The following is a 20383-nucleotide window of genomic DNA, read 5'->3' on the forward strand; positions in this document are numbered from 1 at the left end:
CTGCATACCAGGCAGGTTCCGCCAATTACCTGCCTGCTGTGCAGCTCGGTCACAGCGCGCCCGCACGTAATCACGCACGCCGCCATCACGCACGCCGCCATCACGCACGCCGCGTTCGTCGCGTCCGACGGGCGGGTCCCTCGGGGTGCGTGTCAGGTCACGCCGAGCGTTCTTGACGGATCGGTCCAAAATGGGCACTGTGGTCGTATGACAACCAACTCCCGTGAACTCGAAGGCAAGCGCGCACTCGTCACCGGCGGATCCCGGGGCCTCGGCGCGGCGATCGTGCAACGGTTGCTCGACGCCGGCGCCACTGTGGTGGCCGCGGCCCGCTCCGCCACCCCGGACACCCCGGCCGGCGCCAAGTTCGTGACCGCCGACCTCCGTACCCGCGACAGCGTCCGCGCCCTCGCCGATGCGGCACTCGACCAGCTCGGCGGGGTGGACATCCTGGTCGACAACGCCGGCGCCGCACGGTTCTACGCCGAGGGCTCGCTCGCCATCCCGGACGAGGAGTGGCAGGACGCGCTGAACATCAACTTCCGGGCGGCCGTCCGGCTGGACGCCGCCCTGCTGCCGCAGATGCGTGAGCGCGGCGCGGGCGCGATCGTGCACGTCTCCTCGGCGGTCACCCTCGACCCCGGTGGCGCGTTCCTGCACTACGCCGCGGCGAAGGCCGCGCTGGCCACCTACAGCCGGGGCCTGGCCCTCGAGCAGGCACCGAAGGGCATCCGGGTGAACACCATCAGCCCGGGAAACGTGGCCTCGCCCGGCGCCGACGCGGCCCGGCAGACCATGGCCGACGCCGCGGGGATCGACCCGTCGTCCCTCATGGCCAACGCCCCGCTGGGCAGGGGTGGCCGCGCCACCGACGTGGCCGATCTGGTTGGCTTCCTGGTCTCGGACCGGTCGTCCTGGATCACCGGCCGGGACTTCGTCATCGACGGTGGTGAGTTCCCGCGCGGCTGACCCGGTCACCGACCGACCCGCAACGGAAAGGATCCCGCATGCCTCGCGTGAAGGCCGGCGTCGCCGAGCTCGAGTACGACGAGTTCGGCGACGCCGCCGACCCGGCCCTCGTCCTGGTGACCGGGCTGGGCTCCCAGCTGATCGACTGGCCGGAGGAGTTCTGCCGCCAACTGGCCGGTCAGGGCTTCCGGGTCATCCGGTACGACAACCGGGACTCCGGCCTCTCGACCAGCCTGGACCACCTCCCGGTACCGGACCTCGGCGCCGTCCTCAGCGGTACCCAGTCTCCGCCGTACACCCTGTCCGACCTGGCCGGCGACACCATCGGACTGCTCGATGCGCTGGGGATCGACCGTGCGCACGTGGTCGGCGCCTCGATGGGCGGCATGATCGTGCAGACGCTGGCCATCGAGCACCCGGACCGGCTGCGCAGTGTCACGTCGATCATGTCCACCACCGGCGACCCTGCGGTCGGGCATTCCCGGCCGGAGGCGGCGGCGACACTGACCACACCGGCGCCGCCCGAACGCGAGGACGCCATCGAGTATCTGGTGACGCTGCTGCGGCTGATCGGGTCGGCCGAGATGACCGACGACGACCTGCGGGCCAGGGCGACCGCCGGTTACGACCGCGCCCGGCAGCCCGCCGGGATGGCCCGCCAGCTCGCCGCCGTCGTGGGCGGGTCGGACCGCACCGCCGCACTGCGCGGGGTCAACCTCCCGACGCTCGTGGTGCATGGCGAGGCGGACCCGCTGCTGGACGTCAGCGGCGGTCGGGCCACCGCGGCCGCGGTACCGGGCGCCGAGCTGGTCACCGTGCCCGGGATGGGCCACGATCTGCCCCCGAGCGCCTGGCCCACGATCGTCAGCGCGATCGCCAGAACCGCCGCGCGAAGCTGACCCGAGACCGCGCTCACACCGCAACGCCGAGGCGATGTGGGCGCGGTCTCCCCGGATTTGTCCGCTCGGTTAGGTACCGTGCAAATCGTGGGACTGGTCCGAGGCGAGTGCGGTCGCTGTGGTGTGAGCTGGGTCGGTGAGGACCGCTGCCACTGTGCCCGGTGCTGCCAGACCTGGGACGACGTGGAGCTCTTCGACGCGCACCGGCCGGCCGAGACGTGTCTGAACGGGCGCGGGCTTGGCTTGGCACAGACCCGCAACGGCATCTGGTTGCGCGCCATGGACCGCCTCGATACTGCGTCCTGACCTGGGGATACGCCCCCGGGCCCCGGCAGGCCCGCCCACTCAGGCCGACGCGGTGGCCGATTCCCGTCGACGGGCCAGGTCGTCCAGGATCTCCGAGGTGGCGGACGCGCCGAACCGGGTCACCCCTGCGCCGGCCAGCTCGAGCAGCTGGTCCAGCGTGCGTACCCCGCCGGACGCCTTCACCTCGATGTGCGGGGACACCGAGGCGCGCATCAGGGTCACGTCGGCCAGCGTCGCCCCGGTGGGCGCGAAGCCGGTGGAGGTCTTGACGAACGCCGCCCCGGCACGCTCGGCGGCCTGGCAACCTGCCACTTTGTCCTCGTCGGTGAGGTAGGCGTTCTCCAGGATCACCTTCACCGGCGCGGCGCCGGCAGCCTCGACGACGGCGCGGATGTCCGCCTCGACCGCGTCGAGCTCGCCGGACCGCAGCCAGCCGATGTTCAGCACCATGTCGGCCTCGGCAGCGCCCTGCTCGATCGCCAAGGCGGTCTCGGCCGCCTTGACCTGGGTGGCGATGCTGCCGTGTGGGAACCCGATCACGGTGCCGACCAGCACGCCGGTGCCGGCCAGCAGCTCGACGGCGAGCGGGACGTCGCTGGGCCGCACGCACACCGAGATGACCTGGTAGCGGGCGGCCAGCTCACAACCCCGCCGGATGTCGTCGACCGTGAGCTCGGGGCGCAGCAGCGCATGGTCGATCATCTTCGCCACCTGCTCGACCGTCACCGTCGCCGGCGTCAGCGGGGTGGTGGTCATGGTCATCCTCCATCAGTCGTCGAACACGGGGCGCGCAACCCGGGGTCGGCGCTGACGGCAAACCTACGCCCGAAACCGCGGCGCTGTGGTGCAGCGCCGGCTAATCCCCGGTGGTGAACCTCGGGTCGAAACGGGCGATCTCGCCCAGCGCGGCGAGGCACTGCTCAATGCCGTCCTCGAGCAGCTCCTTGCCCTCCTCGGCGGTCGCGCCGCGCGGGTCGCCGATCACGCCGCCGGTGCCGAAGTCGTCGCTGAGCCAGCCGAAGCTGACCGGCTTGCCGAACCCCACGTGCCGGTAGTCGGCGAGGTGCTCCGGCACGCTGCGCACGGCGCGGTCCATGTGCACCAGCTCGGGCCGCAGGTAGAGCAGTACCGAGGTCTCGCCGCGCCCGCCGTGCACGCCCATGCCGAGCTCCTCCGGCGAGGTGGACCGGCCGCCGTGGTCCACCGGCCGGCCGGGGTGCATCAGGAACGTGTACAGGCCGAACTGGCGGCGCAGCTCCCGGCAGGCCACCTGCAGCAGGGCGGAGTTGCCGCCGTGCCCGTTGACGAACACCAGCCGCCGGGCCGGCGTGGTCGCGATCGAGCGGCCCAGGTCGACCAGTACCCGCATCAGGGTGTCCCAGGACAGCCACATCGTGCCGGACGCCCAGGAGTGCTCGTCCGACTTCGTGTAGGCGAGCGTGGGCAGTCGCCACACGTCCAGCTCGGCGGGAGCGCGCTCCACCAGCGCGGCGGTCACGGCGTCGGCCACCAGCAGGTCGGTGGACAGCGGCAGGTGCGGCCCGTGGTGCTCGACCGCCCCGGTGCCGAGCAGGATCACCGAGTCGGCGCTCAACACCTCGGCCGACTCCGGCCCGGTCAGATCGATCAGCTCGCGGGTCGCCACCGGGCGTCCTTTCCGTCGGAGGTGAGCTTGCCAGGGTTCAACAGCCCGCGCGGGTCGGTGCGACCCACCGTCGCGCGCACCTCGTCGAGCCGGCGGTCCAGCATCCAGTTGTGCGGTGAGTGGTAGGACATGCCGATCTCTTCCAGCTCGTCCATCCCGGCGTAGACCTGCTCGGGCGAGACGTACGGCGCCATCAGCATCCCGATCGGCCGCTCGCGCATCAGCTCCAGGTGCAGAGTGGTGCCCGGGTAGATCGCCCGCACGGCGTCCGGGTCGTCCCACAGCGGCGTCCCGGCGACCTCGAGGTGGAAGTACTCGGGGTGGCGTTTCTGCAGGTGGAACGTGGAGTGGTTGTAGGAGAGCGAGGTGATCCGGTCGGCCGCGACCAGTCCGGTCCGCACGCTGAGCACCTCGGCACCGGCCCGGCGCAGCAGTGCGCTCGCCGCGTCCGCCACCTGGGCCGCGACGATCGCCCGCACGCTCACCCGAGCCGGGTCCAGTGCCGGGTCGCGGGGCAGCTCGGCCACGATCGTCGGCTCGTCCAGCGACACCAGCCGGGGCTCCGGGTCCAGCTCCAGCAGCGCGCGCATCGCGTCGGTGCCGGTCGGGTAGTCCGGGGCGGCGGCCCACACGGCCACCCAGTCCCGGCGTGGCGCCAGCAGCACGGTGGCCCTGGCGAGCACGCCGGTGATGCCGTACGCGTGGATGTACGGCACCGTCTCCTCGCCCTCGGCGTGGATCAGCTCACCGCTGCCGTCGCAGGGCGCCACGTCCAGCGCGGTCACCAGGCCGTCCGCGTTGCTGCCGTAGGTGATCGACCCGGTGCCGCCGCTGCCACCGGCCAGGAACCCGCCGAGCGTGGAGCCCTTGGTGGACGGGTAGATGCGCAGCTCTTGTCCGTGCCCGGCGACGGCGTTGTCCAGGTCGCGCATCCGCACGCCCGCCTCGGCCCGCACCCACGCTTGGTCCGCCTGCCAGCCGACCTCCTCGACGGCCCGGCAGGCGCTCACGTCCAGCAGCAGCCCGCCGTGCAGCGGGATGGCCTGCCCGTAGTTGCCCAGCCCGGTCCCGCGCGCGGTCACCGGCACCTCGAGCTGGTAGGCGACCCGGAGGATCTCCGGAATCTGCTCGGCGCGGCTCGGGGTGGCGATCAGGTCCGCCCGCCCGGCCGGCAGTTGGGCGCTGAGGATGGGGGACATGTGCGCCCAGTCCACCGACAGCCGCTCGATCCGGGACGGGTCCACCGACAGCCGTTCCGCGCCGAGCACCGCGGCCAGCCGCTCGGTGAGCTCCCGGGTGCGGGCGCGGCCGATGGACGGGAGCTCGCGGGCCGGCGGTCGCTCGGTGGAGGTGGACATCAGCCCTGTCCCAACTTGATCGACGGGTCGAGGAACTGGTCGGTGGCGATGTCCGCGGCCTTGAGCCCCGGGCGGACCGCCGAGCCGGAGCCGGCCAGGATCGGCGCGAACGTGTCGATGGTGGACTGCACCCGGGCCATGTCCATCCCGCCGAGCGGTCCGGATGAGTCGTTGGCGACGATCCCGAGCTGCTTCATCGTCGTTGCCGAGTAGCCGGCGACCCCCTCGGAGTAGGTCCACCCGTCGTTGTACTGGGTCACCGCGTCGGTGATGAGCTTGTTGGTCGGCCCGGGGTCGGCCAGGTAGTCGGCCTGGGACCGCTGCACGATCGGCACCAACCGCTTCAGGCACGGGGACAGCGCCGCCAGGTCGCCGGTGCGCACCGCCAGCGGCTCCGGGTAGATGTCGTACCCCACGTCGGCCAGCAGCTGGTACTTGATCGGCTTGCCCCAGGACTTCACCTCGTGCTGGTAGATGTACGGCTCGGCGGTCGCGAAACCCTGCTGGGCGATGGTCGGCGCGGTGACGAACCGGGCCGGTGCACCGGTGTACCCGGAGTCCAGCTGGCTCTGCTTGACCAGCCCCTTCGCGACCAGCAGCGGGCTGTAGAAGTTCGCCTTCGCGACCACCACCGGGGCACCGGAGGCGCCGATGTCGGCGATGGTCTGCCAGTCGGGGTGACTCGCCGGGTCCCACATGAGCATCTGCGGGCTCTTCCGCAGCGGGGCGACGACCGCGGTGGTGGGTTGGTTCGCGGAGCTGTTGATCGCGCCGTCGGTGCTGACCGTGCCGAGGGTGATCGACTTGTCGATGTACATCTGCGCCGGGATCGCGGTGAACCCGATGGCCGCGCCGCCGGCCCGCACCTCGACCTTCACACCGGTGTCCTTGCCGGCCACCACCAGTGGCCCGCTGACCCGCTTGTGCGTGGCGTCGACGGTGTAGTCCGGGCCGATCAGGTGGTACATGGCGCCGTGCTCGGCCTCCGGTTCCCAGTCGACCTGGATCGAGACGGTGGCCGGGCAGACCCCGCTCAGCAGCTCGTCACCGGTGGCCGGGGGTAGCGCGGCCGAGCTCGACCCGCCGCCCGGTCCGGAGCTCGAGCAGCCGGCCAGCGTGGCGGCGAGCAGGGCGGCGGCCAGCCCGAAGGCTGCCGGGGCAGGGACACGCTTCATCGACACTCCGAGGGTCGGCGGGGTGGGGGTCAGGCCCGGGCGCGCGAGCCCCGGTACCAGGACCCGACGGCCAGCGAGGTCAGTGCGGTGAACACGGCGAACACCGCGACGCCGTAGAGCGAGGAGAGCAGGATCGCCGCGAACAGGTCGGCCGACTGCACCCTGGCGATGTAGGTGGACAGCAGCGTGCCGAGCCCCGGTTGGCCCTGTACGAAGAAGAAGTCCCCGACCAGGGCGCCGATCACCGACAGCCCGGAGGAGATGCGCAGCCCGGCGAAGATCGACGGCAGCGCGCCGGGCAGCTGGAGCTTGGTCAGCCGCTGCCACCGGGACGCCCTGTGCAGGGTGAACAGGTCGTGCGCGCCCTGCTCGGCGGCGTGGATGCCGAACAGCGTGTTCGCGATCATCGGGAAGATGGCGATGATCACGCAGACCACCACCCGGCCGTTGATGCCGTAGTTGAACCACAGCCCGATGAGCGGCACGATCGCCAGGATGGGCACGACCTGCAGCAGGATGGCGAACGGGTAGAGGCCCCGCTCCAGCCAGGACGCCTGGCTCATCACCACGGCGGCCAGCACCCCGAGCACCACGGCGATGACCAGGCCGACCATCGACACCTCGACGTCCAGCAGGAGGGCGGCCAGCATCGGCCGCAGGTGCGACCACTGCAGCAGCGAGTCGGTGAGCACCTCCTGGGGTGGCGGCACCAGGATCTCGCGGCGCTCCGGGGTGAGCAGCAGGTAGCTGACCGCCAGCCAGAGACACAGGAACACCACGACGGTGGCCAGCACCGGGAGTACCGTGCGGGCCAGCCGCCGGGCCCGTGCGGCCCCGGCGGCGTCGCCGGACAGCTGTCTGCCCGAGGCCGCGCCGACGGTGTCGACGGCGGTGTTCGCCGCGGACCCGGTGGCTTTGCCGATGGTGCGGTTCTCGGTGGTGGTCATCGGGGTGGTCATCGGTGCGCTCCCGTCAGAGCCTCGGAGACGCCGGCCGCGATCCGGCCGAACGCGGGGTCGAACCGCAGGTCCGGGGCCCTGGGGTAGTCGAACGGGACCTCGATCTCGGCCACGATCCGACCCGGCCGGGCGGACATCACCAGCACCCGGTTGGACAGGAACACCGCCTCGGACACGGAGTGGGTGATGAACAGCGTGCTGAACGTGCCGCCGTGCACCAGCCGCTGCAGCTCCTCCTGCATGTTCAGCCGGGTGATCTCGTCCAGCGCGCCGAACGGCTCGTCGAACAGGAACAGGTCCGGCTCCAGTACCAGCGCCCTGGCCAGCGAGACCCGCATCCGCATCCCACCGGACAGGTGCGCCGGCAGCTGCTGCTCGAACCCGGTCAGCCCGACCGTCCCCAGTGCGCGCAGGGCCCGCTCGCGCCGTCGCTGCTTCGGCAGCCGGTGCAGCTCGGTGACCAGCTCGACGTTGCCGAGGGCGGAGCGCCAGGGCAGCAGGGTCGGGTCCTGGAAGACGTAGGCGATCTTGTCCGTCCTGAGCTCGATGCGCCCGGCGGTGGGCAACGACAGTCCGCTGGCCAGCCGCAGCAGGGTGCTCTTGCCGCAGCCGGACGGGCCGACCACGCTGACGAACTCGCCGGGTGCGACGGTCAGGTCGACCTCGGTCAGCGCCTGGGTACCGGTGTCGAACCGTTTGCCGACGCCGGTGAACCGCAGCGCGGCCGCCGTCCCTCCCGCCGGTGGCGCCGAGGTCGCGGCGGGGTCCGCACTGGCTTGGGCCGGGGTCATTCGGACCTCCCGATGGTCGGCGGGCTGAGGTCGGCCGCGGTGTGCCGCTCGACCGTGGTGGCCGCGACGACCCGGCCCCGGCGCAGCACCACGCGGGAGCCGGTGGCGCCGGCCAGCACGTCGGTCAGGTCGTCGGCCTGGACCGCGACGAGGTCGGCGAGGCCGCCCTGGAACGGCCCGGCCGGTGGCAGTCCGAGGACGGTGCGGCCGGCGTCGGTGACCGCGTGCAGCGCCTGCCCCGCGTTCAGGTGCGCGGCGGTGACCAGCAGCGAGGTCGTCTCGAACGGGTCCGCCCTGCCGACCGGGTTGAACGGGTCGCGCACGTTGTCGCCGCCGGCCGCCACCGTGACCCCCGCCGCGAGCAGCTCGCGGACCGCGGGCAGGCCGCGCGGTACCGGCGCGGCCGACTCCCGGCCCTGCAGGTACAGGTTCGTGATCGGCAGCGTCACCACGGCGAGACCGGCGGCGCGCACCTCGGCCAGCACGTCGGCCAGTGCCGAGGGGTCCAGGGAACCCAGGCTGACGCAGTGGCTGGCGGTGACCCGCTGGGTGAGACCGCGCGCGCTGACCTGCCTGGCCAGCTCGCGGATGGTGAGCATGCCGGGGTTGAGCTGCTCGTCGGTGTGTAGGTCGACGTCGATGCCGCGGCGCTCGGCGAGGTCCAGCAGCCGGGTGAGCTCCTTGACCGGGTCGTCGGCCAGGTGCGGGCAGCCGCCGAGCACGTCCACGCCGAGGTCCAGCGCCCGCTCCAGCGCAGCGGTGTCGGCGAGGCTGCTGGCCAGCAGGCAGACCTGTAGGTCGAGCACGTCACGCAGCTGCTCGCGCAGCCCGAGTAGGGCGCGCACGCCGCACAGCGGGTCGTCGGCGTCCCGCGGCAGGTCCACGTGGCTGCGTACCGCCGTGACACCGGCCGCCAGGTACCGGGTCAGCGCGTGCCGGGCCCGGCGGTCGACGTCCTCGGCGGTGAGCCGCCGGGCGTAGCCGCACCAGGAGTCGATGGCCGAGGGCAGGTCGCCGTACGGGGCCTGGCTGGCCGCCCAGCTGAACGCCTTGTCCAGGTGGGCATGCGGTTCCACGGCCGAGGGGAGCAGCACCCAGCCGGGCAGCGCGAGCTCGCCCTCCCGGACCGGCGCCGCGCTCGCCGGGCGTACCTCGGTGACCACCCCGGCCGCGTCGAGGAGCACGTCCACCGCCTCGCCGGCCGCGGTGCGCACCCCGCGCAGCCCCGCGACGGCCGTGCCGATCGCCGGTGCACTCATCGCGGCTGCTCCCCGGGCGCGGTGAAGATCGTGACGCCGGCCAGGTCGTGCCGCCGGACCCCCCGGCCGAGCAGGTCGGTGTCCGGCGTGGGCCGGGTGCGCCCCTCCGCGACCTCCGTCATCGCCAGCGCCGCCCGGCGCACGGCGTCGCCGTCCAGCTCGGCGCGCAGGTTGTGCGCGACCAGCACCCGGCGGGCGCCGAGCTGGTCGAGCCGGCGCAAGGTGTGCGCGAAGGCGGCCACGTCGGCACCGGGCTGGTGGGCCCAGTAGGCCGCGCTGAGCACGGTGTCGCCGCTGAGCAGGGTGCGGGTCTCCGGGTCCCACAGGCAGATGCTGTCCGGCGAGTGCCCGGGGGTGTGCAGGACGGTCAGCGTCCGGTCGCCGAGGTCGATCGTCTCGCCGTCGAGCAGCACCCGGGTCGGCGGCACCGCCGGGATCCGCCAGGTGTCGAGCTCGGGCAGCGGCCGGGGGAACTGGTCCGGGGTCAGGGTGAACGGTCCCTGGCGGTCGAGTGCGGCGAACTGGTCGAACAGTGCGGCCGCCCGAGCCGCCGCCCGCCGGTAACCGGGGTAGAAGTCGGCGGGCGCAGCGTGGTGGCCGTGGCTGGCGGCCGGGTGCACCGCGATGTCCGCCGCGTGTTCGGACAGCTCGTGGTTGCCGCCCCGGTGGTCGAAGTGGTCGTGCGAGTTGACCACGGTGAAGGGCAGCGAGGTCAGTCGGTCGAGTGTCGGCAGCATCGGCCGGATCCCCATGCCGCTATCGAACAGCACCGCCCGCCGGCTGCCCACCACGAGGAAGCTGTTCACGTGCCCGGGCTCGGCGACCAGCGCGATACCCGGGCCGGCGAAGTCGGCAGAGCCGACAGAGCCGGCAGAGTCGACAGGGTCGGCAGAGTCGACAGCGTCGATCGGGCTCGGCTCGGGACCGCCGGACAGCCAGCGGGTGGCGTACCACTCCGGGTGGTCCTGCTTCTCGGCGGCGCCGAGAGACGCTAATGTTGATGACATCAACATTGACGCTAGATGCGCATTGTTTCGGACTGGTGTCGCCGTGTGGCGTTCAGGAAAAAGGGGGCACTGTGACGCGAGGCCCGCGGACCCCAGGCCCGCGCGCGACACCGGACCCGGCGACTCTTGGCCCGCGCGCCACAGCGGCCCCGGGCGCCGAGCCGTCGCCGCCGGCAGTGCGGCTGGGGGAGCGGATCCGGTCCCGGCGCCGCGAGCTGAACCTCACCCTGGTGGAGGTGGCCGAGCGCGCCGAGCTCTCCCACCCGTTCCTGAGCCAGCTGGAACGCGGCCGCGCCCGGCCCAGCATGTCGTCACTGTTCCGCATCGCGCGGGCACTCGGCGTCACCCAGGACTGGCTGCTGGCGGCCGGTAGCCCCCCGGTGCCCGCCGAACCGGTCACCGTGCTGCGCCACGACGAAGGCATCGCGGTGCCGGTCTCCGTCGGCGGTGTTGCCCGGCAGCTGCTCGCCGAGCCCGGCCGGTACACCCCGACCGAGTTCCTCAACCCGCAGGCGACCTTCGAGGAGTTCTTCGAGCACGACGGCACCGAGTTCGTTTACATTGCCCAGGGCGTGCTCGACGTCGAGCTCGGCCCTGGCCGGCTGTTCACCCTCACCGCCGGTGAGTGCCTGCGTTACCCGGGTTCGACGCCGCACCGCTGGCGGGCCGGGTGCCCGGGCCCGGTCCGGGTGCTCATGATCCACAGCGACCTGCCGAGCAGCGCGCTCCCGGAGCGGCACGCGCACTGACCCTGGACACCGACAGCGGAGAGCAGCGCTGCTCTCCGCGAGAGAGGACGAGTGTGGCCATCCAGCTCGACGCCGCGTCGTTGCCGGCCGGGCCGATGCCGTTGCTGGCCGGCTGGTTCGGCGAAGCGCGTGGCGCCGGCCTGGCCGAACCGAGGGCGATGGTGCTCAGCACCGCGGACCCGGGGGGCGCGCCGTCCGCGCGGACGGTGCTCGCCACCGTGATCGACGACAGCGGCGTCACGTTCCACTCCTCGCACCCGACCCGCAAGACCCGCGACCTCGCGGAGAACCCGAGGGCGTGCGCGGTGTTCGGCTGGTACGACATCGGCGCTCAGGTGGTGCTGACCGGCACGGTCGAACGGTTGCCGGTCGCCGAGACCGACGCCGCTTTTGCCGCCCGCCCGCGCTACCTGCAGCTGCTCGCCTGGGCATACGAACGCGACGCCGACCCGGACGACCTCGCCGGCGCGGCGGCCGGTGAGCGGGACCGCTGGGGCGAGCGGATCCCGGACCGCCCGCCCGGCTGGCTCGGCTTCCGGCTCCGCCCCGAGGTGGTCGATTTCTGGCGTGGGCCGGTCGGCGCGGGGCCGGCCGCCGTCGCGGACACCGGAGCGGGCACCGCGCACGAGCGGGTCCGCTACGCCCTCGGCGGCGGTTCGTGGCACCTCAGCCGGGAGTTGCCGTGAGTGGTCCGCCGGCGGTGCGCTGGACCGGCGACCCCGGCGCGCGGTGTCCGGTGAGCCCGTCAGCGCGTCCCGGTGGCCGGCAGAACGGCGCCGAGCGCCGCGAGGTCGCGCTCGTCGAAATCGGCGCGCGGACCGCGGGTGATCAGGTCGGCGAAGCCGCCGTCGGCCTGCATGACGGTCAGCGTGTAGAGCCGCTCGGTGGCCGACTGGTTGACGATGCGGTGTACCGAGCCGGGCATCAGGGTGAGCGTGTCACCGGCCTCGAGGCTCACCACGTCCCGATCGGAGTGCGCGGTCGCCACGCCGGACAGCACCACGAACGTCTCGCTGGACTCCGGGTGCGAGTTCGGCGGCTGCGACCCACCCGGTTCCCACACCTCGAGCACCACGGTCGTCGGCGAACCGGTGGCGGGCCCGGCCAGTACGGCCAGCTTCACCGTGTCACCCGGGGTGATGTGGTGGAACGTGATCTCGCCTCGGCGGGTGATCGACGGCGGCTCAGCCATGGGCCGGACTTCCTCTCGTTCGGGGGGCGACCGCCGACAGTAAGCGCGACTTGTTGCCCGGAGGTAACGCTATGAGCGGGTACGACACCGCTACGGATGATGGCCTGCTCGCCGCTTTCTGGGACTACGAGCGCGCGCTGCGGACCAACGATGTGCCCGCGCTGGAGCACTGGTTCCTGACCGGACCGGACACGCTGCGCTCGGACGGCGGGACCACGCTGGTCGGTGCCGGGCACATCGCACGGTTCCGCCGGTTGCGCCCGCCGCCCGGCCCGCGCCGGGTGGACCGGGTGCATCTGCGCCCGCTCGGCGGCGGCTCGGTGGCGGTGGTGGCCGAGTCCACCCGGCCGGACGGCACGTGGGCGGTGCAGTCCCAGATCTGGGTGCGCAGCGCGGCGGGCTGGCGGATCGCGGTGGCGCACGTGAGCGCGGCCGCCCCGGTGGTCCCGACGATCACCGAGCCGGCCCGGGTCTGGCGGGTGGCCGGCCCGTTGCGCGTCGACCCGGGTCCGGCCGCCGAGGCGGGGCCACTGAGCGGCGTGCGGCTCGCGGTGAAGGACCTCTTCGCCCTGGCCGGCCACGCCATCGGCGGCGGCTCGGCACGGTGGCTGGCCGAGGCGCCGGTGCAGACCACCACGGCCCCTTCGGTGGCGGCGCTGCTGGCCGCCGGGGCGACCGTTGCCGGCATCGCACACACCGATGAGCTGGCGTTCTCGCTGGCTGGGGTCACCCAGAGCTACGGCGCGGTGCCGAACCCCGCCGCGCCCGGGTGCCTGAGCGGGGGATCCACCAGTGGTCCGGCCGCCGCCGTGGCCGGTTTCGCCGCCGACCTTGGCGTCGGCACCGACACGGCCGGCTCGATCCGGGTGCCGGCGTCCTACTGCGGTCTGTTCGGGCTGCGCCCCACCCACGGCGTGATCGACACCGCCGGCGTGCTGCCGCTGGCACCCTCGTTCGACACGGTCGGACTGCTCAGCCGGGACCCCCGGCTGCTGGCCACCGCCGCGGACCTGTTGCTACCGCCCGCCGAGGGGAACAACAGGTCCGAAACTCCGGTGCGGCTGCTGCTGCGTGCGGGCGACCTGCTCGACGGGGCGGATCCGGGCGTGGCCCCGGCCTTCGAGTCCGCCACCGTCGCGCTGGCCGGCCGGACCGGGTGCGAGGTCGAAGCGGCGCCCGGTCTGGCCGAGGCCGTGGACGCCTGGCTGCCCGCGTTCCGCACCGTGCAGGCCGCCGAGGCCTGGGCCGCGCACGGTGAGTTCGTGACCAAGGCCCGATCCGAGCTGCAACCCGAGGTGGTCGCCCGGTTCGAAGCCGGCCGTGAGCTCACCGAGGACGCGGTCGCTCGGGCGCGGGGGGTGCTGGCGGACGCCCGGGACAGGCTCGCCGGGCTGCTGACCCCGGGGCGGGCGCTGTTGCTGCCGGCCACGTCCGGTCCGGCCCTGCCCCTCGACCTCGCCGCCGGAGAGGTCGACTCGGCGCGGATCGCGACGCTCCGCCTGACCTGCCTTGCCTCGCTGGCCGGGTTGCCGGCGGTGGCGGTGCCGACCATGCGGTTGGGCGCCAGGCCGATGGGCCTGTCCCTGATCGGCGCGGCCGGCACGGACCGGTCGCTGCTCCAGCTGATCAACCGTCCGGCCCCCTGGGACCGCCCATGACTGGGACAGCCCAGCGGTGCCCGGATGCCGCCGTCCGCCCTCGGCGGTACCCGATGCCCACGGAAGGCGTTGCCTCATGACCGAGATGACCCGCCCGCTGGGCCCCACCTCCGCGAACAGCTGGCAGGTCCGCCCCGGTGCGGTGGACCTGCGTCGACCGGTGCGGCCACCGGTGCCCCTCGAACTGGCTGCCCTGCCCGAGCGGCTGACCCTCGACCTGGCCCGTACCGCACTCGTCGTGGTCGACATGCAGAACGACTTCTGCCATCCCGACGGTTGGCTCGCCTCCATCGGGGTGGACGTCACACCGGCCCGGGCGCCGATCGCGGTGCTGGCCGAACTGACCGCCGCGCTGCGTGCCCACCAGGTCCCGATCATCTGGCTCAACTGGGGCAACCGGCCGGACCGGGCCAACCTGCCGCCGAACGTGCTGCACGTGTACGACCCCGCCGCCGAAGGGCGCGGCATCGGCAGCCCGCTGCCGACCAACGGCGCCCCGGTGCTCCAGTCGGGGAGTTGGGCCGCCGCCGTGGTCGACGAGCTCACGCCCGCCGAGGCCGACATCCGGGTGGACAAGTACCGGATGAGCGGATTCTTCGACACCCCGCTGGACTCGGTGCTGCGCGGTCTGCGGGTGGACACCGTGCTGTTCGGCGGAGTCAATGCCGACCAGTGCGTGCTGGCCACCCTGACCGACGCGGCCTGCCTCGGCTACGACGTCGTGATGATCGAGGACGCCGTGGCGACCACTTCGCCGGAGTTCTGCATGGCGGCGACCGTCTACAACGTCCGGCAGTGTTTCGGCTTCACCGTGGCCGCCGCCGAGTTGTTGATCGCAATGCCGTCTTCCACCCCCGCCGACCTGCGCATTGAGCACGGGCCGGCCTAATAGGGGGGTGGCTGAACGGCCCCTGAACGGGTCGTGTAACTTTCTCTTTGCCAGCGGGGAACCGGACAGAACAAAGTTCCTCAGAGCTTCAGAAGAGGCCGGCCCGCTGGATAGCGCCAAGTCGCACCCCCTGGATCCGCCAGGATTCGGAGGGTGTAGAGTGGTGTGACAACCCCGGAGGATTCCGCTTAACGGCGGGGTGTGATGGTGTGTGGATGTCTTTTGAGAACTCAACAGTGTGCTGAGCTTTTATTTTTCTGGTTTGTTTATGCCAGTTGTGTTTGTTTATTTTTGAGTTCAGGTTTCTATGGAGAGTTTGATCCTGGCTCAGGACGAACGCTGGCGGCGTGCTTAACACATGCAAGTCGAGCGGTAAGGCCCTTTCGGGGGTACACGAGCGGCGAACGGGTGAGTAACACGTGGGCGACCTACCCTCAGCTTCGGGATAAGCCTGGGAAACTGGGTCTAATACCGGATATGACCACATGTCGCATGGTGTGTGGTGGAAAGTTTTTTCGGCTGGGGATGGGCCCGCGGCCTATCAGCTTGTTGGTGGGGTGATGGCCTACCAAGGCGACGACGGGTAGCCGGCCTGAGAGGGCGACCGGCCACACTGGGACTGAGATACGGCCCAGACTCCTACGGGAGGCAGCAGTGGGGAATATTGCGCAATGGGCGAAAGCCTGACGCAGCGACGCCGCGTGGGGGATGACGGCCTTCGGGTTGTAAACCTCTTTCGCCATCGACGAAGGCCTTCGGGTTGACGGTAGGTGGAGAAGAAGCACCGGCCAACTACGTGCCAGCAGCCGCGGTAATACGTAGGGTGCGAGCGTTGTCCGGAATTATTGGGCGTAAAGAGCTCGTAGGCGGTGTGTCACGTCGATCGTGAAAACGTACAGCTTAACTGTGCGCGTGCGGTCGATACGGGCATCACTGGAGTTCGGCAGGGGAGACTGGAATTCCTGGTGTAGCGGTGAAATGCGCAGATATCAGGAGGAACACCGGTGGCGAAGGCGGGTCTCTGGGCCGATACTGACGCTGAGGAGCGAAAGCGTGGGGAGCGAACAGGATTAGATACCCTGGTAGTCCACGCCGTAAACGGTGGGCGCTAGGTGTGGGGATCATTCCACGGTCTCTGTGCCGCAGCTAACGCATTAAGCGCCCCGCCTGGGGAGTACGGCCGCAAGGCTAAAACTCAAAGGAATTGACGGGGGCCCGCACAAGCGGCGGAGCATGTGGATTAATTCGATGCAACGCGAAGAACCTTACCTGGGTTTGACATGCACTAGACGCGTCTAGAGATAGGCGTTCCCTTGTGGCTGGTGTGCAGGTGGTGCATGGCTGTCGTCAGCTCGTGTCGTGAGATGTTGGGTTAAGTCCCGCAACGAGCGCAACCCCTGTTCCATGTTGCCAGCGCGTAATGGCGGGGACTCATGGGAGACTGCCGGGGTCAACTCGGAGGAAGGTGGGGATGACGTCAAGTCATCATGCCCCTTATGTCCAGGGCTTCACACATGCTACAATGGCTCATACAGAGGGCTGCGAGACCGCGAGGTGGAGCGAATCCCTTAAAGTGAGTCTCAGTTCGGATTGGGGTCTGCAACTCGACCCCATGAAGTCGGAGTCGCTAGTAATCGCGGATCAGCAACGCCGCGGTGAATACGTTCCCGGGCCTTGTACACACCGCCCGTCACGTCATGAAAGTTGGTAACACCCGAAGCCGACGGCCTAACCCGTAAGGGAGGGAGTTGTCGAAGGTGGGACTGGCGATTAGGACGAAGTCGTAACAAGGTAGCCGTACCGGAAGGTGCGGCTGGATCACCTCCTTTCTAAGGAGTTTCCCACATAGGTGGGGAGTTCATCTCCTTTCACTAAAGGTTCGCCCCTGTACACGATGGCCTGTCATGTTTGTGGTGGGTTGTTGGGGGTGGCTGGGTGGAATATGGCAGATCAGATTGGCTTGGCACGCTGTTGGGTCCTGAGAGGACATCCCGTTGTGGGTTGTTTTTTCTGGCCGTGCTCATCATGGATCGTCTAACGCTCGCTGTGGGCTCGTGTGTGTTGCGGGTTTTGTGTGGGTGGTGGTGGTTGGTGTGGTGGGGTGTGGTTGTTTGTTGAGTGTTGCATAGTGGATGCGAGCATCTTGTTGTGGTGAAGTGTTTAAGGGCACATGGTGGATGTCTAGGCATCAGGAGCCGATGAAGGACGTCTGAGACTGCGATATGCCTCGGGGAGTTGTCAACAGAGCTGTGATCCGAGGATTTCCGAATGGGGCAACCCGGCACCCGGATAATAAAGGGGTGTCACCCGCATCTGAATGAAATAGGGTGTGTGGAGGGAACGCGGGGAAGTGAAACATCTCAGTACCCGCAGGAAGAGAAAACAATTGTGATTCCGTGAGTAGTGGCGAGCGAAAGCGGAAGAGGCTAAACCCTGGTCGTGTCAAGCCGGCGGGCGTTGCGGTTGGGGTGTTGTGGGACGTTGTCGTGGATCTCCCGCTGGGGGTCCGAGCGTGGTGTGGTGTGTTAGCGGAAGGCCTCTGGAAAGGGTCGGCGTAGAGGGTGAGACCCCCGTACGTGAAAACGCGCTGTGCTGTGTTGGATGATGTTCCCGAGTAGCAGCGAGCTCGTGGAATTTGCTGTGAATCTGCCGGGACCACCCGGTAAGCCTAAATACTACCTGATGACCGATAGCGGACTAGTACCGTGAGGGAAAGATGAAAAGTACCCCGGGAGGGGAGTGAAATAGTACCTGAAACCGTGTGCCTACAAGCCGTCAGAGCCCTTTAATAAGGTGATGGCGTGCCTTTTGAAGAATGAGCCTGCGAGTTGTGGCATGTGGCGAGGTTAACCCGTGTGGGGAAGCCGTAGCGAAAGCGAGTCTGAATAGGGCGTTTTTAGTCGCGTGTTGCAGACCCGAAGCGGAGTGATCTACCCATGGCCAGGGTGAAGCGCCGGTAAGACGGTGTGGAGGCCCGAACCCACCAGGGTTGAAAACCTGGGGGATGAGCTGTGGGTAGGGGTGAAAGGCCAATCAAACTCCGTGATAGCTGGTTCTCCCCGAAATGCATTTAGGTGCAGCGTTGCGTGTTTCTTCCTGGAGGTAGAGCACTGGATGGTCTAGGGGGCCGACAAGCTTACCGAAATCAACCAAACTCCGAATGCCAGTGAAGTGAAGCGTGGCAGTGAGACTGCGGGCGATAAGGTTCGTAGTCGAGAGGGAAACAGCCCAGATCACCGGCTAAGGCCCCTAAGCGTGCGCTAAGTGGGAAAGGATGTGGGTTCGCCCAGACAACCAGGAGGTTGGCTTAGAAGCAGCCACCCTTGAAAGAGTGCGTAATAGCTCACTGGTCAAGTGGATCCGCGCCGACAATGTAGCGGGGCTCAAGCGCACCGCCGAAGCCGTGGCATGCAGACTTTAATCCGCCAGCTTGCTGGTGCAGTTGTCTGTGTGGGTAGGGGAGCGTCGTACATCTAGTGAAGCGGCGGGGTGACCCAGCCGTGGAGGGTGTACGAGTGAGAATGCAGGCATGAGTAGCGAATGCAGAGTGAGAAACTCTGCCGCCGAATGACCAAGGGTTCCTGGGCCAGGTTAATCCGCCCAGGGTGAGCCGGGACCTAAGGCGAGGCCGACAGGCGTAGTCGATGGACAACGGGTTGATATTCCCGTGCCCGTGCAAGCGCGTCCCTGATGAGGTCGGTGATGCTAACCACCCGTGTGTCGTTTATTGCCTTCGGGTGATTTGCGGTGTGTGGCTGGGATCCGATCCGGTAGTAGTCAAGCGATGGGGTGACGCAGGAGGGTAGCTCCGCCAGTGAATGGTTGTACTGGTGTAAGCGTGTAGCCCGACATCCAGGCAAATCCGGGTGTCGTGAAGGGTGAGACGTGATGCGTAGCCGATTGAGGCGAAGTAGAGTGATCCCATGCTGCCGAGAAAAGCCTCTAGCGAGTTCTTGCGCGGCCCGTACCCTAAACCGACACAGGTGGTCAGGTAGAGAATACCAAGGCGATCGAGCGAACTATGGTTAAGGAACTCGGCAAAATACCTCCGTAACTTCGGGAGAAGGAGGGCCGGTTGCCTTGAAGCCCTTCGCGGGCTAGGGGTGGCCGGTCGCAGAGACCAGGCCCAAGCGACTGTTTACTAAAAACACAGGTCCGTGCGAAGTCGCAAGACGATGTATACGGACTGACGCCTGCCCGGTGCTGGAACGTTAAGAGGACCTGTTAGTCCCGTTCGCGGGGCGAAGCGGAGAATTTAAGCGCCAGTAAACGGCGGTGGTAACTATAACCATCCTAAGGTAGCGAAATTCCTTGTCGGGTAAGTTCCGACCTGCACGAATGGCGTAACGACTTGGGCGCTGTCTCGACCATAGACTCGGCGAAATTGCACTACGAGTAAAGATGCTCGTTACGCGCGGCAGGACGGAAAGACCCCGGGACCTTTACTATAGCTTGGTATTGGTGCTCGGTTCGGATTGTGTAGGATAGGTGGGAGACTGTGAAGCTGTCACGCTAGTGATGGTGGAGTCATCGTTGAAATACCACTCTGTTCGAATTGGGTGTCTAACCTCGGGCCATGATCTGGTTCAGGGACAGTGCCTGGTGGGTAGTTTAACTGGGGCGGTTGCCTCCCAAAATGTAACGGAGGCGCCCAAAGGTTCCCTCAGCCTGGTTGGCAATCAGGTGTTGAGTGTAAGTGCACAAGGGAGCTTGACTGTGAGACCGACAGGTCGAGCAGGGACGAAAGTCGGGACTAGTGATCCGGCACCACCTTGTGGAAGGGGTGTCGCTCAACGGATAAAAGGTACCCCGGGGATAACAGGCTGATCTTGCCCAAGAGTCCATATCGACGGCATGGTTTGGCACCTCGATGTCGGCTCGTCGCATCCTGGGGCTGGAGTAGGTCCCAAGGGTTGGGCTGTTCGCCCATTAAAGCGGCACGCGAGCTGGGTTTAGAACGTCGTGAGACAGTTCGGTCCCTATCCGCCGCGCGCGCAGGAGACTTGAGGAAGGCTGTCCCTAGTACGAGAGGACCGGGACGGACGAACCTCTGGTGTGCCAGTTGTCCCGCCAGGGGCATGGCTGGTTGGCTACGTTCGGAAGGGATAACCGCTGAAGGCATCTAAGCGGGAAGCTCGTTCCAAGATGAGGTCTCCCACCCCCATGCGGGGTTAAGGCCCCCAGTAGACCACTGGGTTGATAGGCCAGAGATGGAAGCACAGTAATGTGTGTAGTTGACTGGTACTAATAGGCCGAGGGCTTCACCGCAACACTTTTGTTGTGCGCATCCACTATGTGACCCTGAGCAAACAACCACCATCACGGTGTATTGTGTGTTCTGTACGGGGTAAGTGTTGTTGATTTGTGAATAGTGTTGTCGGTGGTTTTAGCGTTGGGGAAACGCCCGGTCCCATTCCGAACCCGGAAGCTAAGCCCTTCAGCGCCGATGGTACTGCACTCGGTAGGGTGTGGGAGAGTAGGACACCGCCGGCATTTAACCTGGTAGAAGAGGGTTGGTCCAAGACTT

16 protein-coding genes and 3 rRNA genes are annotated in these 20383 nt (G+C 68.6%); 10 read left to right on the top strand and 9 right to left on the bottom strand.

All coding sequences use genetic code 11. The annotated features are described in order from the left end of the window. Positions 1-207 precede the first annotated feature (207 nt). The 3 genes from ACTXG6_RS26390 (at position 208) to ACTXG6_RS26400 (ending at position 2174) form a co-directional block, all read left to right on the top strand. Positions 208-969, top strand: coding sequence for an SDR family oxidoreductase (locus ACTXG6_RS26390; protein ID WP_445182072.1), 762 nt, complete (start codon positions 208-210; stop codon positions 967-969). A 38-nt stretch (positions 970-1007) separates the two neighbouring features. Next, entirely contained in the window at positions 1008-1868 is an 861-nt protein-coding gene (locus tag ACTXG6_RS26395) for an alpha/beta fold hydrolase (RefSeq protein WP_445182073.1), read from the top strand. Positions 1869-1955: 87 nt separating this feature from the next. After that, a complete protein-coding gene (locus tag ACTXG6_RS26400; RefSeq protein WP_445182074.1) occupies positions 1956-2174 on the top strand; it encodes an FDXHR family putative zinc-binding protein in 219 nt (72 codons plus the stop codon). A gap of 39 nt (positions 2175-2213) precedes the next feature. On the opposite strand, the gene deoC is transcribed toward ACTXG6_RS26400, so the two are convergent. From deoC to ACTXG6_RS26440, 8 genes are all read right to left on the bottom strand, one after another. Continuing rightward, positions 2214-2930: a deoxyribose-phosphate aldolase gene (gene deoC / locus ACTXG6_RS26405; RefSeq protein ID WP_445182075.1), complete on the bottom strand. Its 717-nt coding sequence runs from the start codon at positions 2928-2930 to the stop codon at positions 2214-2216. A 100-nt stretch (positions 2931-3030) separates the two neighbouring features. Continuing rightward, a complete protein-coding gene (locus ACTXG6_RS26410) occupies positions 3031-3819 on the bottom strand; it encodes a creatininase family protein (RefSeq protein ID WP_445182076.1) in 789 nt (262 codons plus the stop codon). Beyond that, positions 3801-5177: an FAD-binding oxidoreductase gene (locus ACTXG6_RS26415; protein WP_445182077.1), complete on the bottom strand. Its 1377-nt coding sequence runs from the start codon at positions 5175-5177 to the stop codon at positions 3801-3803. The genes ACTXG6_RS26410 and ACTXG6_RS26415 overlap by 19 nt, the downstream gene beginning before the upstream one ends. Further along, positions 5177-6352, bottom strand: a complete 1176-nt coding sequence (locus ACTXG6_RS26420; RefSeq protein ID WP_445182078.1) for an ABC transporter substrate-binding protein — start codon at positions 6350-6352, stop codon at positions 5177-5179. Before ACTXG6_RS26420 ends, ACTXG6_RS26415 begins: the two co-directional genes overlap by 1 nt. Positions 6353-6381: 29 nt before the next feature. Next, positions 6382-7311, bottom strand: a complete 930-nt coding sequence (locus ACTXG6_RS26425) for an ABC transporter permease (RefSeq protein ID WP_445182079.1) — start codon at positions 7309-7311, stop codon at positions 6382-6384. Continuing rightward, positions 7308-8102 carry an ABC transporter ATP-binding protein gene (locus ACTXG6_RS26430; protein ID WP_445182080.1) on the bottom strand — a complete coding sequence of 265 codons (795 nt, stop codon included), beginning with the start codon at positions 8100-8102 and terminating at the stop codon, positions 7308-7310. Before ACTXG6_RS26430 ends, ACTXG6_RS26425 begins: the two co-directional genes overlap by 4 nt. Beyond that, positions 8099-9361, bottom strand: coding sequence for an amidohydrolase family protein (locus ACTXG6_RS26435; RefSeq protein WP_445182081.1), 1263 nt, complete (start codon positions 9359-9361; stop codon positions 8099-8101). The genes ACTXG6_RS26430 and ACTXG6_RS26435 overlap by 4 nt, the downstream gene beginning before the upstream one ends. Beyond that, a complete protein-coding gene (locus ACTXG6_RS26440) occupies positions 9358-10368 on the bottom strand; it encodes an MBL fold metallo-hydrolase (RefSeq protein ID WP_445182082.1) in 1011 nt (336 codons plus the stop codon). Before ACTXG6_RS26440 ends, ACTXG6_RS26435 begins: the two co-directional genes overlap by 4 nt. 71 nt (positions 10369-10439) lie before the next feature. Between ACTXG6_RS26440 and ACTXG6_RS26445 the strand changes: the two genes are divergently transcribed. Both ACTXG6_RS26445 and ACTXG6_RS26450 read left to right on the top strand, forming a co-directional pair. Then, positions 10440-11117, top strand: a complete 678-nt coding sequence (locus ACTXG6_RS26445; RefSeq protein ID WP_445182083.1) for a helix-turn-helix domain-containing protein — start codon at positions 10440-10442, stop codon at positions 11115-11117. A 53-nt stretch (positions 11118-11170) separates the two neighbouring features. Then, a complete protein-coding gene (locus ACTXG6_RS26450) occupies positions 11171-11803 on the top strand; it encodes a pyridoxine/pyridoxamine 5'-phosphate oxidase (protein ID WP_445182084.1) in 633 nt (210 codons plus the stop codon). A gap of 59 nt (positions 11804-11862) precedes the next feature. Here ACTXG6_RS26450 and ACTXG6_RS26455 read toward each other — a convergent pair whose 3' ends face one another. Beyond that, the gene (locus ACTXG6_RS26455; RefSeq protein WP_445182085.1) at positions 11863-12309 is read right to left on the bottom strand and encodes a cupin domain-containing protein; all 447 of its coding nucleotides are present in this window, start codon (positions 12307-12309) and stop codon (positions 11863-11865) included. A 71-nt stretch (positions 12310-12380) separates the two neighbouring features. On the opposite strand from ACTXG6_RS26455, the gene ACTXG6_RS26460 reads away from it, so the two are divergent. The 5 genes from ACTXG6_RS26460 to rrf all read left to right on the top strand — a co-directional run bounded on the left by ACTXG6_RS26460 (position 12381) and on the right by rrf (position 20349). Beyond that, positions 12381-13967 (top strand): AtzH-like domain-containing protein, encoded by a 1587-nt coding sequence (locus ACTXG6_RS26460; RefSeq protein WP_445182086.1) that lies wholly within the window; start codon positions 12381-12383, stop codon positions 13965-13967. 76 nt (positions 13968-14043) lie between these two features. Beyond that, positions 14044-14856 carry a cysteine hydrolase family protein gene (locus ACTXG6_RS26465; RefSeq protein ID WP_445182087.1) on the top strand — a complete coding sequence of 271 codons (813 nt, stop codon included), beginning with the start codon at positions 14044-14046 and terminating at the stop codon, positions 14854-14856. Between the two features lie 304 nt (positions 14857-15160). After that, positions 15161-16685, top strand: a 16S ribosomal RNA gene (locus ACTXG6_RS26470). 321 nt (positions 16686-17006) lie between these two features. Continuing rightward, positions 17007-20124 (top strand): 23S ribosomal RNA (locus tag ACTXG6_RS26475). A 108-nt stretch (positions 20125-20232) separates the two neighbouring features. Next, positions 20233-20349 (top strand): 5S ribosomal RNA (gene rrf / locus ACTXG6_RS26480). Together the 16S, 23S and 5S rRNA genes form the textbook arrangement of a ribosomal RNA operon. The last annotated feature ends 34 nt before the right edge of the window (positions 20350-20383 follow it).

It is taken from the genome of Pseudonocardia sp. Cha107L01, assembly GCF_052566575.1.

What these genes read in the sequence shown, in the direction of transcription:
- ACTXG6_RS26390 (WP_445182072.1), top strand. Translation starts at nt 208, where the DNA reads ATGACAACCAACTCCCGTGAACTCGAAGGCAAGCGCGCACTCGTCACC.
- ACTXG6_RS26395 (WP_445182073.1), top strand. Translation starts at nt 1,008, where the DNA reads ATGCCTCGCGTGAAGGCCGGCGTCGCCGAGCTCGAGTACGACGAGTTC.
- deoC (WP_445182075.1), bottom strand. Translation starts at nt 2,930, where the DNA reads ATGACCACCACCCCGCTGACGCCGGCGACGGTGACGGTCGAGCAGGTG.
- ACTXG6_RS26415 (WP_445182077.1), bottom strand. Translation starts at nt 5,177, where the DNA reads ATGTCCACCTCCACCGAGCGACCGCCGGCCCGCGAGCTCCCGTCCATC.
- ACTXG6_RS26420 (WP_445182078.1), bottom strand. Translation starts at nt 6,352, where the DNA reads ATGAAGCGTGTCCCTGCCCCGGCAGCCTTCGGGCTGGCCGCCGCCCTG.
- ACTXG6_RS26425 (WP_445182079.1), bottom strand. Translation starts at nt 7,311, where the DNA reads ATGACCACCCCGATGACCACCACCGAGAACCGCACCATCGGCAAAGCC.
- ACTXG6_RS26430 (WP_445182080.1), bottom strand. Translation starts at nt 8,102, where the DNA reads ATGACCCCGGCCCAAGCCAGTGCGGACCCCGCCGCGACCTCGGCGCCA.
- ACTXG6_RS26435 (WP_445182081.1), bottom strand. Translation starts at nt 9,361, where the DNA reads ATGAGTGCACCGGCGATCGGCACGGCCGTCGCGGGGCTGCGCGGGGTG.
- ACTXG6_RS26440 (WP_445182082.1), bottom strand. Translation starts at nt 10,368, where the DNA reads ATGTCATCAACATTAGCGTCTCTCGGCGCCGCCGAGAAGCAGGACCAC.
- ACTXG6_RS26455 (WP_445182085.1), bottom strand. Translation starts at nt 12,309, where the DNA reads ATGGCTGAGCCGCCGTCGATCACCCGCCGAGGCGAGATCACGTTCCAC.
- ACTXG6_RS26460 (WP_445182086.1), top strand. Translation starts at nt 12,381, where the DNA reads ATGAGCGGGTACGACACCGCTACGGATGATGGCCTGCTCGCCGCTTTC.
- ACTXG6_RS26465 (WP_445182087.1), top strand. Translation starts at nt 14,044, where the DNA reads ATGACCGAGATGACCCGCCCGCTGGGCCCCACCTCCGCGAACAGCTGG.